The 16559-nt window shown below is 66.4% G+C and carries 16 protein-coding genes and 1 pseudogene; 9 read left to right on the top strand and 8 right to left on the bottom strand.

The window, feature by feature from the left end:
* Positions 1-100 precede the first annotated feature (100 nt).
* The 9 genes and pseudogenes from PBV52_RS06485 (at position 101) to PBV52_RS06445 (ending at position 7074) form a co-directional block, all read left to right on the top strand.
* A complete protein-coding gene (locus PBV52_RS06485) occupies positions 101-1549 on the top strand; it encodes a recombinase family protein (protein WP_274237324.1) in 1449 nt (482 codons plus the stop codon).
* A 62-nt stretch (positions 1550-1611) separates the two neighbouring features.
* Entirely contained in the window at positions 1612-1947 is a 336-nt protein-coding gene (locus tag PBV52_RS06480) for a hypothetical protein (protein WP_274237323.1), read from the top strand.
* Between the two features lie 109 nt (positions 1948-2056).
* Complete coding sequence (locus PBV52_RS06475) at positions 2057-2281, top strand: hypothetical protein (RefSeq protein WP_274237322.1); 225 nt, start codon at positions 2057-2059, stop codon at positions 2279-2281.
* 515 nt (positions 2282-2796) lie between these two features.
* Positions 2797-3747: pseudogene (locus tag PBV52_RS06470) on the top strand (AAA family ATPase); the annotation flags it as partial.
* 383 nt (positions 3748-4130) lie between these two features.
* Positions 4131-4520, top strand: coding sequence for a hypothetical protein (locus PBV52_RS06465; RefSeq protein WP_274237321.1), 390 nt, complete (start codon positions 4131-4133; stop codon positions 4518-4520).
* Between the two features lie 5 nt (positions 4521-4525).
* The gene (locus tag PBV52_RS06460; RefSeq protein ID WP_274237320.1) at positions 4526-5521 is read left to right on the top strand and encodes an HK97 family phage prohead protease; all 996 of its coding nucleotides are present in this window, start codon (positions 4526-4528) and stop codon (positions 5519-5521) included.
* Positions 5518-5748, top strand: coding sequence for a hypothetical protein (locus PBV52_RS06455; RefSeq protein WP_274237319.1), 231 nt, complete (start codon positions 5518-5520; stop codon positions 5746-5748). Before PBV52_RS06460 ends, PBV52_RS06455 begins: the two co-directional genes overlap by 4 nt.
* 2 nt (positions 5749-5750) lie before the next feature.
* Positions 5751-6314, top strand: a complete 564-nt coding sequence (locus tag PBV52_RS06450) for a hypothetical protein (RefSeq protein WP_274237318.1) — start codon at positions 5751-5753, stop codon at positions 6312-6314.
* Positions 6315-6663: 349 nt separating this feature from the next.
* Entirely contained in the window at positions 6664-7074 is a 411-nt protein-coding gene (locus tag PBV52_RS06445) for a hypothetical protein (protein WP_274237317.1), read from the top strand.
* 1 nt (position 7075) lies between these two features.
* Here PBV52_RS06445 and PBV52_RS06440 read toward each other — a convergent pair whose 3' ends face one another.
* From PBV52_RS06440 to PBV52_RS06400, 8 genes are all read right to left on the bottom strand, one after another.
* Positions 7076-7843, bottom strand: coding sequence for a hypothetical protein (locus PBV52_RS06440; RefSeq protein ID WP_274237316.1), 768 nt, complete (start codon positions 7841-7843; stop codon positions 7076-7078).
* A 181-nt stretch (positions 7844-8024) separates the two neighbouring features.
* Positions 8025-8873, bottom strand: a complete 849-nt coding sequence (locus tag PBV52_RS06435; RefSeq protein ID WP_274237315.1) for a helix-turn-helix transcriptional regulator — start codon at positions 8871-8873, stop codon at positions 8025-8027.
* 20 nt (positions 8874-8893) lie between these two features.
* The gene (locus tag PBV52_RS06430; RefSeq protein ID WP_274237314.1) at positions 8894-9418 is read right to left on the bottom strand and encodes a DUF6879 family protein; all 525 of its coding nucleotides are present in this window, start codon (positions 9416-9418) and stop codon (positions 8894-8896) included.
* A 2138-nt stretch (positions 9419-11556) separates the two neighbouring features.
* Positions 11557-12471, bottom strand: a complete 915-nt coding sequence (locus tag PBV52_RS06420) for an SGNH/GDSL hydrolase family protein (protein WP_274237312.1) — start codon at positions 12469-12471, stop codon at positions 11557-11559.
* A gap of 140 nt (positions 12472-12611) precedes the next feature.
* Entirely contained in the window at positions 12612-13625 is a 1014-nt protein-coding gene (locus PBV52_RS06415; RefSeq protein WP_274237311.1) for a hemolysin family protein, read from the bottom strand.
* The gene (locus PBV52_RS06410; protein ID WP_274237310.1) at positions 13622-14965 is read right to left on the bottom strand and encodes a hemolysin family protein; all 1344 of its coding nucleotides are present in this window, start codon (positions 14963-14965) and stop codon (positions 13622-13624) included. The genes PBV52_RS06415 and PBV52_RS06410 overlap by 4 nt, the downstream gene beginning before the upstream one ends.
* 199 nt (positions 14966-15164) lie before the next feature.
* The gene (locus PBV52_RS06405; protein ID WP_274237309.1) at positions 15165-15590 is read right to left on the bottom strand and encodes a GNAT family N-acetyltransferase; all 426 of its coding nucleotides are present in this window, start codon (positions 15588-15590) and stop codon (positions 15165-15167) included.
* Between the two features lie 56 nt (positions 15591-15646).
* Positions 15647-16552: an LLM class F420-dependent oxidoreductase gene (locus PBV52_RS06400; protein ID WP_274237308.1), complete on the bottom strand. Its 906-nt coding sequence runs from the start codon at positions 16550-16552 to the stop codon at positions 15647-15649.
* Positions 16553-16559: the final 7 nt, after the last annotated feature.

Here is a 16559-nt window from a genome sequence, read left to right as displayed (position 1 = left end):
TCCGCGTCCCTACGCCGCCGGGCCCTCGTACGGCAGCAGTTCCGGCCGCTTCGGCGGCAGCCCGTCCCCGGACGGCGTACCCTTGGTGTTAACTGGACATATGAGCACCATACGGGCGCGAGAATACCGCCGCCTGAGCAAGGATCAGGGCGGTAGCAGCATCGAGGAGCAGGCCCAGGACAATGCCCAGGCCGCCTCCGTGAACGGCTGGGAGCTGGGCGAGTCCTATGAAGACGCCGACCGCTCCGCCAGCCGCTACAAGACTCGGGAACGCGACGATTTCACCCGGTTGGTATCGGACCTCCGCACCGGCCGCTTCGCAGCCCAGGTCTTGATCTTGTGGGAGTCCTCCCGTGGCTCCCGCGACGTTGGTGAGTGGGACGCCTTGATCAAGAGCTGCGAGAAGCGCCGCGTCCTGATACACGTCACCTCCCATCACCGCACCTACGATCCGAGGAACCACCGCGACCGGCGCACGCTGCTGGAAGACGCCGTGGACTCCGCATACGAGTCCGACAAGACCTCCGTCCGTATCCGGCACACCACCGCCAACCAGGCAGCCAAGGGGCGTCCCCACGGTCTCGCCCCGTACGGGCTGAAGCCGGTGTACGACCCGGAGACCCGCGCCCTTCAGACCTGGGCCGAAGACACGGAGCGGTCGTTCGTGCCGAAGGAGCTGTTCCGGCTGCTGGAGGCCGGTCACACCCTCACCGGGGTCGCCCGCACCTTCACTGAGCGTGGCTGGGTCAACCTCAACACAGGCAGGCCGTTCACCCGCCACCATCTGAGGAACATGGCCATCAGGGCCGCCTACGCCGGTATCCGTGTCCACACCGACCCGGAGACTGGCCAGACCAGCTCGACGCCCGGCACGTGGGAGGCGATCGTGCCGCCCGAGCGTTTCTGGGCGGTGCAGCGCATCCTGTGCGACCCGTCCCGCAGGACCGCCCGCAATGGTGCCGCCAAGTACGAACTGTCGATGACGCTCAAGTGCAACGTGTGCTCCGGCCCGCTGACCGTCACCCGAGCCCACCTCACGTCGGGACGGGAGAGCTACATCTGCCGCAAGAGCCACGTGTTCGTCTGCAAGGCTGACGTGGACGCGCTGGTGATCCCGAGGATTCTCGGATACCTGGCCAGGCCGGAGATCCATGCCGAACTGGCCGCTCCCGACGGCGACGAGCGGGTTGCGAAGGTGCGGGCCGATCTCGCCGAGACGCGTGCCGCCTTGACCGAGATGGAGGCGCAGGTTCCCGAGAGCGCCGCGCACGCGCGCGTGCTGGCGCGGGGCGTCTCGGCACTGGAGGCGAAGATCTCCAGCCTGGAGGACGAGGAGCGCAGGTTGACGATCTCCCCCGTCATGGCCGATGCGCTGGCCGCCGACAACGTCGTGGACTGGTGGCTGGACGCGCCCGTATCGGCCCGTCGTGAGGTCGCGAGGATCGTCCTGTCGCCCGGGCTGCTGGGTGAGGTGCGGGTAACGCGTACGTCCAGCGCGGGGCACACGCCGGACGTGGCGGAACGACTGGTTTGGATCAGGGGAGCATGATCACCCTGTCGGCTCAACTGGCCGCCTGGCTGTCGGGCGCGGATTGAATGGGAGGTGGCGGCATGACCCGTCTCTGGGCCGTGTACCGGGCAGCCGTCGAGCGTCAGCGCCAATTGCGCGGGATCACCGGCGCACGTGGCCTCCCTCGGGGCAAGCCGCTGGTCCGCATTCGCTGCGGGCAGTGCAGCAAGCGCATCGCGACGGTCGAGGAGGACACGGTTGGCGAGATCGTCACCTACTCGGCGGCTCGCGACCGTAGGTTCCCCGGAGTGGTGCCCCGTTCCCTGGACTGCCCTGAACACGGTGGCCTGCCCGTCGACGGGCCAGCGTTGAAGGCGAAGCTTCGAATGGCGCGGCAGTCGGGGCGTGCCCAGACGCTCGTGCTGTACACAGCGTGAGCTTGTAACCTAAGCTTCGAGGTCAAGCCCGTCCGGGTGGTACGCCTCCCCGGACACATCAGCGCAAGGGGGCACTTGCGACAACTCCGTTCATCGGAGGTATGTCGTGGTGCCCTTTCCCACGTCTGCACCCACCCCCCAGACACTCAAGCGCCAGCTCGGTGGTTACGTCCGTCGCGGCAACGACGAGGCCGCTGAGAAGACCCGCCGTGAGCTGAAGGCCGCCGTTCTCGCCCGGCACATCCAGGAGTTCGTCTCCACCGCACCGCTTCCCACCTCCGATCAGCTCGCACGGCTCCGTGCGCTCCTTGGCGGTGGTCGCGATGCCGCATAGCAGCGACGGGGCCGCCTCCGGCAACAAAGGCGGCCCCGACAACAACCGGAACACGGCCAGTGTACAACCGTCCACTGAAGCGGCCCGGTCGCCGTTCCGTCGGCCGACGTCTACCGGCGACCTTGTCGATAACCGTGCGCCGAACTCCTTGCCGACGGCGTCGATCGAGGCACTTGCAGGGGCCTACCTCCGGGCAGACGACCGGTTCGACCGGGTGGGACTGAGCACGCTGGTCCCCGCCCATCAGCGAGTGATGTTCGACGAGCTGGTCGAGATCTTCCGCAAGGACCCGGACCGGCGTCACCGCCACCTGGTCCAGGATGAGAAGCAGATTCTTCGCATCCGCGAGACGGCCAGGTCTGAGTACCTTGCCGAGAGGCGACGCGCCGCAGAGTCCGACGAGACGAGTGATGCCGACGAACAGGCGCTCGCCATCATGGCCGCCGACACCTACACCAGCGAGCGCTTGGACGAGCTGGCAGAGCCCGAGTGGTTGATCGAGGGGGTTCTCCCCAAGGGCAAGCTCATCCGGACCAACGGCCCCCCCGAAGTCACTGAAGAGCTTCGTCACCCTCGACATGGCCGCGTCGGTGGGGACCGGCTGTCAGTGGCACGGTCACGCGGTGACTCAGGCCAGGGTGCTGTACGTGGTGGCCGAGGGCGCGTCCGGCACGAGGCAGCGGGTACGGGCGTGGGAGGAACTGCACGGCTGTCCGATGACGGGCGTGGACTTCTATCCCCGGCCCGTGCAGCTCGGCGACGACCCTCAGCTCCGCCTGTTGCGGCTGTACGTCCAGCGGGGCGGCTACGGCCTCGTCGTCTTCGACACACAGGCCCGTTGCACCGTCGGCGTCAAGGAGAACGACGCGGCCGAGATGGGCGTGATCATCGGCCGGCTGGGGCTCCTCCAGGAACGGACCGGCGCCTCGTGTTGGCTCGTCCACCACACGCCTGTCGGCGATGACGAGCGCGGCCGGGGCTCGTCGGCGGTACTCGGGGCGGTCGACACCGAGTTCGCGGTGAAGCGCAACCGGACGGCTGGCACGGTGACGATCAAGAACACCGCCCAGAAGGACGCGGAGGAGATGGCTCCCGTCGCGTTCGATGTCGTGGCGTGCGGCGCTTCGATAGCGCTCAGGGTCGGCGGCGGCGGTGCGGCGGCGGCACTGCCTGTGGTGACAGGCAGCCAACTCCCTTACCTGCGTGCGCTGAGCGACTTCGAGGACGTAGGTGCGACGGCCGCTGAACTGCGGACGGAGCTTGGGATGCCGTCCAAGGACCGGAACAAGGTCGGCAAAGCCCTGGCGTCACTGGTCAAGAAGGGCGTCGTCCAACGTGCCGGAAGCCGCTACTCAGTGACGGCGACGGGCCGTGCGGTGATCGCGCAGCACCGGATGGACGACTACGACCAGGAGGTGACATTCCATGATCAAGTCGCCCTGGATGTCACCCTCCCTCGAAGGTGACCGTCACCTTTAGTCACCTTCTCCTGTCACCTCCCTGACCTGCGATGTCACCTTTGGTCACCCGCGACAAGTCACCCCCGACGCACTTCGGCGTCACCCTCCCGCTCTCTGTCTTGGAAAGACAGAGGGAGGTGACCGTGCCGGGTGACGGCCAGAAGGTGACGAGTACTGGGCGAATGATCACGACACCGATCCCGAAAGGAAAGATCAATGATCCCCGTACCTATCCATTGCGGCGGAAGGCACGCCCTGGTCGTCCAAGACCCCATGGACCGTTTTTGTGCCGCCGTGCGCGACCGTGCGGTCACCGGCCGACTACTGGTCGTCGCAATGATGCCATCGCGCCGCTGTGCGCCCGCGTGCGGGACGAATAGGAGGCAGTCATGGTGATGGGCCCTCAACTGACTCCCGGGACGCCCAGGGCGGCTGCTATCCGCCGCGTGCTCGTGGTCGGCCTCACCAGGGGCGAGGGATTCATTCGCGAATATGAGAAGGCACAGGCGCTCGAAGTCATCGGCGAACTGGACGGAACTCGATGCCCCTCGTGTTCACAAGGGAAATCGGAGCCGAACGGAACATCGGAAGTTCCGGAGGGGGAAAACGGAGACGATGTGTGTGTGGCGGCCGACGCTGCCCGGATCCTGGGTGTCTCGGACTCCTATATTCGCCGTATCGCGGAGGGCAAACTCGGCGGGCGCAAGGTTAAGGGAAAGTGGCAGCTTTCGGGACTGCTGGTCATGGAGGAGAAGAAAAGGAAGAGGGAGGAGGACTAACGGACATGCAGCGGAAGACATACGAGCCAGCTGCCGTCGAGATTAAATCAACCGGCAAGGGTGAAGTAGTAGCGGCGTTCAGTATTTTCAATGAAATTGACAGTGACCTCGACGTCGTGCTGCCGGAGGCTATCCCGCACGGCATTGAAGTGCCGATGTCAGCTTTTAACCATAAGAGCTGGGAAGACCAACTTCCCGTCGGAAAGGGCGTTGTTAGCGTCGACGGCCGACGGGCGACGTTCACCGCGAAGTTCTTCGACACTACGGGTGGGCGGGATACGCACGAGGCGCTGAAGCAGCTCGGCCCTTTGGCTCGTTGGTCGTGGGGCTTCGACGTGATCGAAAGCGAACGCGGAACGTTCAACGGCCAGCGCGTCAGGTTCATTAAGAAGGTGCGGCTTTTTGAGGTCAGTCCCGTTCTACGCGGCGCGAACGATAATACGAGGACGCTGGCCATCAAGAGCGCGGATGCCACTCGCGCCGATCTGCTGCGAATCCGGGACAACCTTTACCGCGACATCCTCGCGGAGTCGAAGGCACGACTGGACGACGAGTGCCGCCGCGAGGCACTTCGCACTGAAGTGGAACGTCTGTATGGCAACTACATAAAGGCGGTGGGAGTCGGTTACAGCTACGACCGGGAATCGATCGTGCCGGAGACGGTCCGCGACGCCGCTCGTGCAGCTGTCGGGGTTTACGCCCCCGAGTTGGGGCTCGACCGCGATCAGATCCGAATCAAGTGGTTTTCGGCGGAAGATGACGCCGGGGCAGCGGTGAAGGGCGAGTTCGTCGACTTTTGGTCGGAGGTTCCGCTCCTCGGCCGATGCCTTCCGAAGGCGGCACCCCGCGTCATCGAGTTGAACTCCAGCCTTACGCTGGATGACTGCTGGAATGTGGTTTCCCATGAGATGCGCCACTTGGCCTTCCCCGACGAGTCAGAGGAAGACGTTCGGCTCTACGAAAACGCCCAAAAACTACGAAGGATGGGGTACGAAGCATGACCGACGAGGCCAAGGAAAACAGGCGGCGGAGTCCGTCGAATACGGAACTCGCCCAACAGGCCCTGCGCGAGGCGCTGTACTTGTCCGAGGACCTCGGGGAGCTGGAGGACTCCAACGCCCGAGCCCTGATCCGTGGCGTACTTCTGCGCCGTGACATTCCGGAAACGACCTACATCCTGGACGCCGTCGAGCGTGCGAAGCGAATCGCCCGCGCCGAGGGGGAGTGACGATGGCTTCACGTCGAACAACCTCGAAATCGGCGGCAGTTGCCAACGCCGGCACCCCTGCTGTCTGCGGCTACTGCAACGGCGCGACCAGCGAATACGGATGCCGCGAAGTAACCTCGGGGTCCTACTGTGTCAACGGTGGCGCCCTGTGGAAAATCCGCACGCGACCCCGGACGCCGGATCCCATTATCAAGGCCGAGCAAGAGGTCATCGATGAGTGGGCGCCCCGTATCGCCGAGGCTCAGAAGGTGGAGGCCGAGGCGGAAGAGGAGTACGAGGCCAAGTCGAAGGCGTGGGCCGATGCCGAACTCTCCGTGCGGGCCGCTGTCAATGAAGACGCCGAGGCGCAGTATGCGGCCGCTTACAGTGGGCGGCGACCGAAACCGCACCCCCGCCTTGATCGGCTTCGAGGCGAACTCACCCAGCGACGGGAGGAGTTGGACGAGGCGGAGCGGTTGCTGAGGAAGGCCCGGGTGAAAGCCGGTCAGGCCGTGCGTCACTCGGAACAGGCGAGGCGTATCGCCCGGGACCGGGCGAGCTGGCCAGAGGCGTGCGACAACGGCTGAAGGGCGTCCAGCCCCGGCTGCCTCTCGGGGGCGGGCAGGGGGGTGGTGGGGTCCCCCTCCCCCTCCCCTCCATCCACCCACTCACGTATGCCTCTTCGCACGTTCTTCAATGTTAAATCAACAATCAAATTCAAAATTATCAAATTGAAAAACAATTAAAGAAAAAAGAGATTTGATTCGTTCGCGAGGTCAAAGGCATCCCTTAAGGCTAGGGGGTGCGGCGGGTTTCGGAATGGGGGGGGTCGGCTTAGTTCAAGCCGCTCCGCTCCGACCCCACCTCGACCAGCTTCTTTTTCGCGTGACGGGCTAAAAAGCCAGCGTGACGCACCCACGAAAGGACGCGTGACGAATGACCAACGATTCCGACGCCCTCCGCGCCCGGCGCTACCGAGCCCACAGCCGCGGCGAGCATCACCTGTGCTCGCCAGACCGCTGCTGGGGAGCGCGCACCTTGGATGGTGACGACGACGAGGCCCCGGCCACTATCACCGCCGCCGTCCACGCATTCATCGGCGCTCTGCCGGAGGGTGTCGATGACGGCGCCCGAGCGGTGTTGGCGCAGGTCGCTGAGCGGCTCGCTGAGGCGATGGATCATGGTCGCCCCGGTCCAGGGCTCGGCGTGCTCTCGCGTGAACTCAGGAGCGTCATCGGCGCCCTCGGCGAGGCCGAACAGTCGGACTCCTATGCCGTCCTGGACGACCTGAAGGCGAAGCGCGCCCAGCGCCGTGTGTCGCTGCTACTGGACGCGTTCCCGAATTGAATCAGCCACTCTTTGCCTCTTCTTGAATTTTGAGACACTCTTCACTGTTCAGTGTTTCAATTTCTAGTGGGCCAACTTTACATTCATACGCCCGCTGGCCCAGTTTTTCACTTATCCATTGGTCGATAGGTTCTTGATACCCTGTCAGAGTCAAGGTGAAAAAGATTGCGCCTCCAATGATGGCGCCCGTGGCCATATTCCCGTACTGCTGCCACCAGCTTTCCATGTTGGAGTTATTGCTCTGCTTGGTCTTTGTTTCGACAATGTGGGCGTTTTCGCAGGTGACGTCTTCGTTGTCCCCGTCGACCAGAATGGAGAATCGAATTACCTGAGAACTCTTAATTAGACCCTTGTGAACATAGAGCTTGGTGCCGTCCACTCGCGTCGTGGGCGTTGGGGCGGTTCCGGGTTCCACTTGCGTGGACATGACTTGAACGATCGGCGCATGGAAGTCGAAACAGAGCGAGTCGTTGTCACTGGCAAAGTCCGATTGCACAATGTCTCGCCGCCCGCCGTTCTTCAGCCCAAGTTGAACGACTCTTGGATTAGTCAGAACTGCTGTACCGGTTGATACATGCACGGAACTGCTTGCTGAAGTATCGCTTAGCAGTGGCGCGTTCAGAGCTTCCACCCAGAGCAACCGACGTTTTGGTTTTGCAACGTAGAGGGCGCCCCACAAGGCGGCCAAGCCCATCATGACCGCAATGAGTGCGCTGATGAGTGCGCTCCACATCTCGTTGGAGCCGATGAAGCTTTCGGCGATGATCACCGTATCCCCCGAACCCTCTCCCTGCTGACCGTGGAGCGCCACTTTAAGGCCGAGGGGACCGCGCGGGCCAACTCGGGCCGCTCTCAAGAGGTTTACACGGTTCCAGCGGCCTGGGCCGCTGCCTGTCGAGCGGCGTCACGTTGTCTGCGGTTTGCTGTCGGACTGTCCGGCAGCGGAGCCTTCATCCCAGGGAGTCAAGGGCTCTGGCGATGCACACGCGCGCGTCTCCACCGTGCACTGCGATCCGGGACAGTTGGGTGAACGCCGTGAGGTATGTACGGATCTCGCCGGGCGCAGTGATGTTGACCTCCGCCGTGAGCGTCTCGACAGCCACCTGGGCGTCGTCGAAGGCGTAGAAGGCTTCCAGCGGCCACACGGTGCGACGGGCCGTGAAGGGGATGATCCCGAGAGACACGTTCGGCCGCGACATGATTTCCAGCAGGTACCGGAGCTGTCCGACCATCGCCGCGTCGTCACAGACCTGGTAGTACAGAACCGCCTCTTCCAGTAGCAGGGCGAACAGGTGGTTGCCCTCATGGACCACACGCGAGCGGTTCAGTCGTGCTTGTACGGCGTCAGCCACGTCGTCGGGGGTGCCCTGGAAGTCCGTGATGGACCGCAGAAGCCCCGTTGCATAGTCGCCGGTCTGGAGCATGCCGGGCACTAGGTTCGAGGCGTAGACGCGGAAGTGAGTGGTGCGCTCGTACAGCGGGACCGTCTTCTCATGGACGCGCCGCATGCCGTCGCGGTGGATCTGTCTCCACTGGACGTACATGAACTCGGCCGTGCGGGAGGCTGCGATCAGGTCTGCTGCCTGATCCTCGGCGCCGCAGGCCCGGCACCAAGCCCGGATGTCCTCGTCGGACGGGGCGGTCTTGGCCCGTGAGATGCGGGACGCCTTCGACTTGTGCCAGCCGCACCGCGTCGCCAGTTCAAGCCCACTGAGCCCGGCGTCCCTCCTTATGTCGTCCAGGCGGGCGGCAATGGCGGCGCGGGCAGCCTGCGCGGTGGACAGCGGGGAAGTGGACATGAACTGGCGTACCGGGCTTCTCAGATGGAGTACTTCTCGTGCGGGATGGCCCGCTCCCAGACAGCGTCGAACGCGGTCGAGCACAACCGGGCAACGGCCGGCTCATCGGTCTCGTCGGTGTGCACCCAACGGCCGTCGCCGTCAAAGACGTTGAACTGAACCACGCGGCCATCGAAGATCCAGAAGTCGTTCCCTGGAAGCGTGAGATCCGATGCATGCCGCCTCGGCAGCCAGCGGACCTCCTCGCCCGCGGCGATGTTGGTGAAGGTGAACGAGTGCTCGTAGCGGATGTACTCGCTCACCGGCTCGGAGACGATGCGGGCGCGGCGCATGACGACGCCCTTGGCTGTGACCTCTTGAACCAGGTCGAGCCACGGCCGCCACCACGACGCACGGTCGTCGGGGTCGAGCCGGTGGCCCCGCTTCCACGCCGCGAAGCCCTCGTCCTCGTTCGCGACGGCGTACACGTCCCGTGTCTCAAGATGGACGGCGGAGTGCTGCACGGACCGGATCAAGTCCGCAAAGCTACTGAGGCTTTGCGCCATCAAGTGCCTCCCTCACGAGCGGGATCATCCGCTGCGGTAGCCGGATCACGCCCTCATGGTCCGGGAGCGGGCTGTCCTGGACGGTTCGGGCCCGTGTCTCTGCATCGGCCTTCACACCCTGGATGACGAGATCCTGCGTCTCCTCGTCCACCCATACGGCCGGGCAACCGTGATCTCCGGACTCCGGATCTTTGCCGACGAACCGTAGCTGCATTGCCTCTCCCTGCGTCGAGTCGGTTGCTGCTGGTTGCAGAGTGAGCCTCACCTGGGTGGAAGGCGGGGTCAAGGGCGAACGTACCCGTCGTGCAACCGCGTGCAACTTCGTGGACCGGCCAACTCCCCGCTTCCTACGGTCGTATCTGGAGTCACACGAGTCGGGGAGACGCGATGGCAGTCACGAAGCACAAGACGACACAGGAACGGCCCGTAGTACTGCCGATCGGCCTGACCGCCTGGCTCCTCGATTGCGCCCCCGTGAGGGACTGTGAGACGTGCCAGTCAGAGTGGCAGCGCCTCCGCGCTGCGAAGGACCGGGGCAACATCACGCAGGCGAGCAAGCACGCGAGCAGGGTCCGCGACCACGCCGGGGGCGGGCACTCGTGACGATGGACGTGGACACGCATCGCGCTGGGCACAGGGAGGCCACAAAGGCGGCGGAGGCGATCCGGGCTGCTTTGGCCGCTCTCGGGCTGCCTGAACGTGTCTGGGGCTCGGTGCGCCCGATGGTGACCCACAGCGGCAAGCCGTACGTGCACCTGGGCATGGTCCGTGCGGACGTGGCCGAGAAGATGGCGGATGCGATGGGGGGCCGCCCCGACTGAGGTCGTCGATTAGTCCAATCGTGCAGCCTGCCTCCGGTCGCCCAAGAGGGCCATGGGCGCTGGCGGGGTCATTGGCCTCTGATGTCACTCGGATCCCGTAGCGAACAGGGCGTGAAGTCGCCCGCTCCCATACCGTCTGATCATGGCGAACGATCAGCTGACTTGGCCCCCTCCAGGTTCGAGCAAGCTTCGTCACAAGGTCGCCAGGGGATTCTGGAGATGGTGGAGACGTCCGCTCTTCATTTGGTTCAGAAGGCGAGGTGTGTGGGGCTACCTCATCGTGGCGATCTTGTACTTGGGTGCGAGTTGGGCCCTCGCCTCCTTCGCGTGTGCGGCTCAGTTCATGATCGGGTATTTGAATCCCTTCAACCCTCCGTACCCTCTGCGATCTGGTGAGCAAGCCTGGGCGATCACAGTCCGTATCGCCGGTTGGATCATGGTCCCGGCGGTGGTGGGTTCGTCGGCCGGTCTGGTGCTTGCGGAACAGATGCGACGGCTCTTCAACCGAGACCCGCTCCAGGTGAGAAGGAAGGGCCTGGTCTGGCGCATCTTTCGTGGGCAGCACCGAGGAGGGCGACGTCGTCAGTGAGTGAACTTTTTGAGAACTGGGGTCTCCCGAACGAAGCCCTCATCTGCAAGTTGTTCGTCGAGATCCATGACGGGAATGAATCGAGGGCTAGGAGACATTTTCGAAAGATCTTCGAAGACCGATGGATGTCTCCGCCTGTCTACCAGGCGGCTGATCGTGAGTACGTATGTCGATCCGAAACGCTCAGTTTCATCGACAGGACGATCTTCGGTCGCTCGCGGGGAGCATGTCCGTTCTGTGGGTGAGCGTCGGATCGAGAGAGGTATGGTGAGGGCATGGCGCTACTTAAGCGTGAACGTCAGCGACTCTCGACCGAGGAAGAAGAGAAGGTCGACGAGTTGCTTCATGACGCTCGGACGCTGAAACTCTTCAGGCGCGCCCTTCCAGGAGCCTCCGATCAGGAGATCAAGGAAGCAGTCGGAGACTTCGTTCGGGATGTCCGGAGCCGCCTTGCGGATTCTCCCGCCAGGCCACCGAAAGCTAGCATCGACAGCTAGGTGACTAGGCCGATTGCTGCACAGGTCGCTGGTGTGCCGCGTTGCCATGCGCCTACAGGACCCACGGCGCAGGCTGCTGGACACACCCAGGACACCGGGCAACGAAAAGGAACCGGAACCGACCGCAACTCATGAGAGGCCGTTGTCCCTGCTCAGCAGCCTTTTGTGAACATCACCGCTGGTCAAGGCACTGCCCCGATTGGTACTGGTCGTACTGCTGCCCCGTCACCCCTATGGGGTCGGCATGGCGCACACGACGCACGGCTCCGAGGGGCTGACCGCCTTGTGCGTATGCGGGGCCACTGCGGGTGGACCGTCCGGCCAAAGGTCGTCCCAGGTCCAGTAGCAGCCGACCTCACGGCAGTGCATACCGCACACGGGATCATCCCAGAACGGGACTGACAACGGCGAAATATCGTCCCCGGACGACCGTCCCGTGAGCCGCCGCCCGATCCACGGCAGCAGATACTGCCGGGCGAACCGCGCGTCGGCGACCCGCCGGGCGGCCCACCCCGGCGGCAGGGTGGCCGGCATCGGGGTACGCCAGTCGGTGTCCTCGGGGTCGTAGCCGAGCGTCTGCCACACCGCTTCCGCGACCCGGCGATGCCCCTCGGCCGTCAGATGCAGCCGGTCCACGTCCCACAGGCGGGGGTCGCCGAGCGACCGAGCCCCGTACAGGTCGACGACGACCGCGCCGTGCCGCTCGGCCAGCGCGTCGACGCAGGCGAACAGCTCCTCCATGCGCGGCCGGAACCGCTCCAGGACCGGCCCCTGCCGCCCCGGGCTGCGCATCAGCACCAGCTGCCGGCACGCCGGGGCGAGCTTCTCCACGGCCTCCTCCAGGAGTCCGCGCACCCGGCCCATGTCGCACTTGGGCCGCAGCGTGTCGTTGAGCCCGCCGACCAGTGTGATCACATCGGCGCCCATCGCGGCCGCCACGTCGACCTGCTCTTCGACTATCTGCCCGATCAGCTTCCCGCGCACCGCGAGGTTGGCGTACCGGAAGTCGGGCGTGTGGGCGGCCATCCGCCCGGCGAGGAGGTCGGCCCAGCCCCGGTAGGAGCCGTCCGGGAGCAGGTCCGACATGCCCTCGGTGAAGGAGTCGCCGACCGCGACCAGGCTGGTGTGAGTGGGGTTCGTCTGCATGGCGACAGAGATGGTATCCCGGCTCCATACCCATCGGTCGGTCGGCCCGGGCGCCACCTGAACCCGGTCCCCCCCCGGAACCCGGGCGCCACCCGAACCCGGCCGTCAGGCAGAACCCGCCCTCGGGCAGAACCCGACCGTCAGGCCCGCTGTCCGAACAGCTCCCGCAGCACGTCCTCCATGGTCACGAGCCCCGCCAGCCGGCCGTCTCCGCCGAGCACGGCCGCCAGATGCGTACGGCTGCCCCGCATCGCCGTGAGCACGTCGTCCAGCGGCGTGCTCTCCCGCACGCGCGCGATGGGCCGCATGTCCCGCACCTGGAACGGCACGTCCCGCGGGGAGGCGTCCAGGGCGTCCTTCACATGCAGATAGCCCACGATGCGGCGGCCCTCGTCGACGACCGGGAACCGGGAGAATCCCGACTCGGCCGACAGCCGCTCCAGCTGCTCCGGCGTGACGCCCACGCGCGCGTAGACGACGCGTTCCAGCGGAAGCACCACGTCACGCACCGGACGGCGGCCCAGTTCCAGGGCGTCGTGCAGTCGCTCCCGTGCGCGCTCGTCGATGAGGCCGGCCTCGCCGGAGTCGCGGACCAGGCGGGCCAGTTCCGCGTCCGAGAAGGTCGCGGTGACCTCGTCCTTGGTCTCGACGCGCAGCAGCTTCAGCAACGTGTTGGCGAAGGCGTTGATGGTGAAGATCACCGGCCGCAGCGCCCGGGCCAGCGCCACCAGCGGCGGACCGAGCAGCAGGGCGCTGCGCACCGGCTCGGCCAGCGCGATGTTCTTCGGCACCATCTCGCCGAGCAGCATGTGCAGATACGTGGCCAGCGCCAGCGCGATCACGAAGGACACCACGTGCCCGGCGCTCTCCGGCACGCCCACCGCGTGGAACACCGGCTCCAGCAGGTGCTCGATGGCGGGTTCCGCGACCACACCGAGCACCAGCGTGCACAGCGTGATGCCGAGCTGTGCGGCCGCCATCAGCGCGGACACGTGCTGCAGGCCCCACAGCACGCTCTTGGCGCGCCGGTCGCCCTGGTCGGCGTACGGCTCGATCTGTGAGCGCCGCACCGAGATCAGCGCGAACTCGGCGCCCACGAAGAAGGCGTTGACCACCAGCGTCGCGAAACCGATGAGCAGCTGTACGGCGGTCATCGCCCGCCCTCCTTCTCGTGGTCCGTCGCCTCGTCGTCGAGCGGCGCGTGCAGCAGCACCCGGGCGGCCCTGCGGCCCGCGGCGTCCACCACGTCGAGCTGCCAGCCGGCGGCCTCGATACGGTCACCGACCTCGGGAATGCGCCCGAGCTCGGTCGCGACGAGACCGGCCAGCGTCTCGTACGGCCCCTCGGGCGCCCTCAGTCCGACGCGCGCGAGCTGGTCCAGCCGCGCCGAGCCGTCGGCCGAGTACAGCGCCCGGCCCTCGTCGTCGCTGCCCGCGTGGGCGAGGTCGGGCGTCTCGTGCGGGTCGTGCTCGTCGCGCACCTCGCCGACGACCTCCTCGACGATGTCCTCCAGCGTGGCCACGCCCGCCGTACCGCCGTACTCGTCGATGACCACGGCCATGGTGCGCTTGCCGGACAGCCGGTCGAGGAGCCGGTCGACGGTGAGCGTCTCGGGGACGAGGAGCGGCTCACGCATCAGCTCGGCGACGGAGACGCGCGGTCGGCTCTCGGCGGGCACCGCCAGGATGTCCTTGATGTGCGCGGTGCCCACGACCGCGTCGAGGCTGCCGCGGTAGACGGGGAACCGGGACAGCCCGGTCGCCCGCGTGGCGTTCGCCACGTCCTCGCAGGTCGCCTGGGCGTCCAGGGCGATGACCTGGACGCGGGGGGTCATGACGTTCTCCGCGGTCAGATCGGCCAGGTTCAGGGTCCGTACGAAGAGCTCGGCGGTGTCCGCCTCCAGGGCGCCCTCCCGGGCGGAGTGCCGGGCGAGGGCGGCCAGCTCCTGGGGTCCGCGCGCGGCGGCCAGCTCCTCGGTGGGTTCCACGCCGAAGCGGCGCACTATACGGTTCGCCGTGTTGTTGAGGTGGGTGATGAAGGGGCGGAAGATCGCGCTGAACCAGCGCTGCGCGTTCCCGACCGTCTTGGCCACGGCCAGGGGTGAGGAGATCGCCCAGTTCTTGGGCACCAGCTCGCCGACCACCATCAGCACGATGGTGGACAGGGCCGTACCGATCACCAGCGCGATCGAGCTCGCCGTCGAGCGGGAGATGCCGATCGACTCCAGCGGGCCCGCGAGCAGCGTGGCGATCGACGGCTCGGCGAGCATGCCGACGACCAGGTTGGTGACCGTGATGCCGAGCTGGGCGCCGGAGAGCTGGAACGTCAGATTCCGTACGGCCTTCAGGGCACCGGAAGCGCCCCGCTCGCCGCGCTCCACGGCCCGCTCCAGCTCGCTGCGCTCGACCGTGGTCAGCGAGAACTCGGCCGCGACGAAGGCACCGCAGGCGAGCGACAGCAGGATCGCCACCAGCAGGAGGATCACTTCGGTCATCGGGTCACCTCCGTCCCATGGTCGGACAGGGTGAGGAGGAACGCGCGATGTCGGGGACTGGGAGGCTCGCCCATGGGCGGACGCTCACACCTTTCGTTGGAGGACCGAAGTGGTCCCCCAATAGTAAAGGATGGGCAAAGTGCTCCAGTCGGTGATCGGCCGGTGATCAGTCGGTCATCAGCCGGCGATCACCGGGCGATCAGTCCGTGAGGTGCTTCACCCACCGCCGCCACTGTTCCTCGGGCGTGTACCCGGCCGCGCGCCAGGCATGGTGGGCGGTCTCGTTGCGCTCCAGGACCATCGCGTCGCCGCGGCGCCCGCCGAGCCGTACGAACCTCTCCTTCGCGGCGGCCAGCAGTGCCGAGCCGATGCCCCGGCGGCGACGCTCGGGGTGCACCGCCAGCCGGTACAGATGACAGCGCCAGCCGTCGAAGCCCGCGATCACCGTGCCGACCAGCTCGCCGTCCAGCTCCGCCAGGATCAGCGCCTCGGCATCGCGGGCGACCAGCCGCTCCACGCCGTCCCTGTCGTCGCTGATGCTCGTGCCCTCGGCGGCCGTCTTCCAGAAGGCCAGCACGGCGTCGAGGTCGTCGGCCGTCGCGGCCCGTATCCGCAGATCAGTCATGCCGTGATCCCATCACGGGTGACAAAGTGGGACGCGGAATTCCAGTATCCGGACGGCTATTTGCCGCGCAGCCGCTCCATCACCGGCGCGAACGCCTCCATGTGCGGCTCCAGGACGGTCAGATACGAGAACCCGTACCGCTCCCGCTGGGCCAGCACCTGCTCGACGATCCGTTCCAAGGTGCCGACCAGGAGGATCGGCAGCTCCAGGACCTGCTCCAGGGTCAGCTCCGGAACGCGGTCGAGGAGGGGCTGGACCAAGCCCGCGCGGTCCTGCGTGACGGCCACCATCTGCAGCAGCAGGTCCAGCTCCGCCGGTTCCTCCCGGCCCGCCGCGAGCTTCCGGTAGCGGGCCACCCGTTCGTCGAGCTGCTCGGCAGTGACGGGGACGAGCCGGCCGGTCGTGCTCTCCGGGTCCGCGTACGCCCCTCCGAACGCCGCGATGTCGGCGTGCTCGGCGGTCAGGCGCAGGACGCGGTCGCCGTTTCCGCCGATCAGCAGCGGTACGCGCGGCTTCTGTGCCGGCTGCGGCTGGTGCTCCCGCGAGCCCAGCAGCCGCTCCAGCTCCTCGACCGTGCGCCGCAGATGGTCCACGCGCTCGCCTGGACTGCCGAAGGGCAGACCCGCCGTGTCGTGCTCCGCCTGTAAGTGGCCCGCGCCGAGCCCCAGTTCGAGCCGCCCGCCCGTCAGGGCGTCGGTCGTCGCCACCTCCCGGGCGAGCAGGGCCGGGTTCCAGAAGCCCGCGTTGAGCACGAGCGTGCCCAGCCGCGGCCGCTCGGTCGCCTCGGCCGCCGCGACCAGGGCCGGAAAGGGAGCCGGCATGCCCAGATGGTCGGGGACCAGGATCACGTCGTAGCCGAGTTCCTCGGCCCGGCGGCACTTGGCCCGCCACGCGTCGGCCGGGGCGGGTGTCATCAGGTCGATGCCGAAGCGGAACGGACGCGGGCTCACCGGTCGCGACATGAACTCT

The organism is Streptomyces sp. T12 (genome assembly GCF_028736035.1).
Classification (GTDB): domain Bacteria; phylum Actinomycetota; class Actinomycetes; order Streptomycetales; family Streptomycetaceae; genus Streptomyces.
Note: the sequence above shows the minus strand (reverse complement) of the source record. Positions and strands in the feature narration are given on the sequence as shown.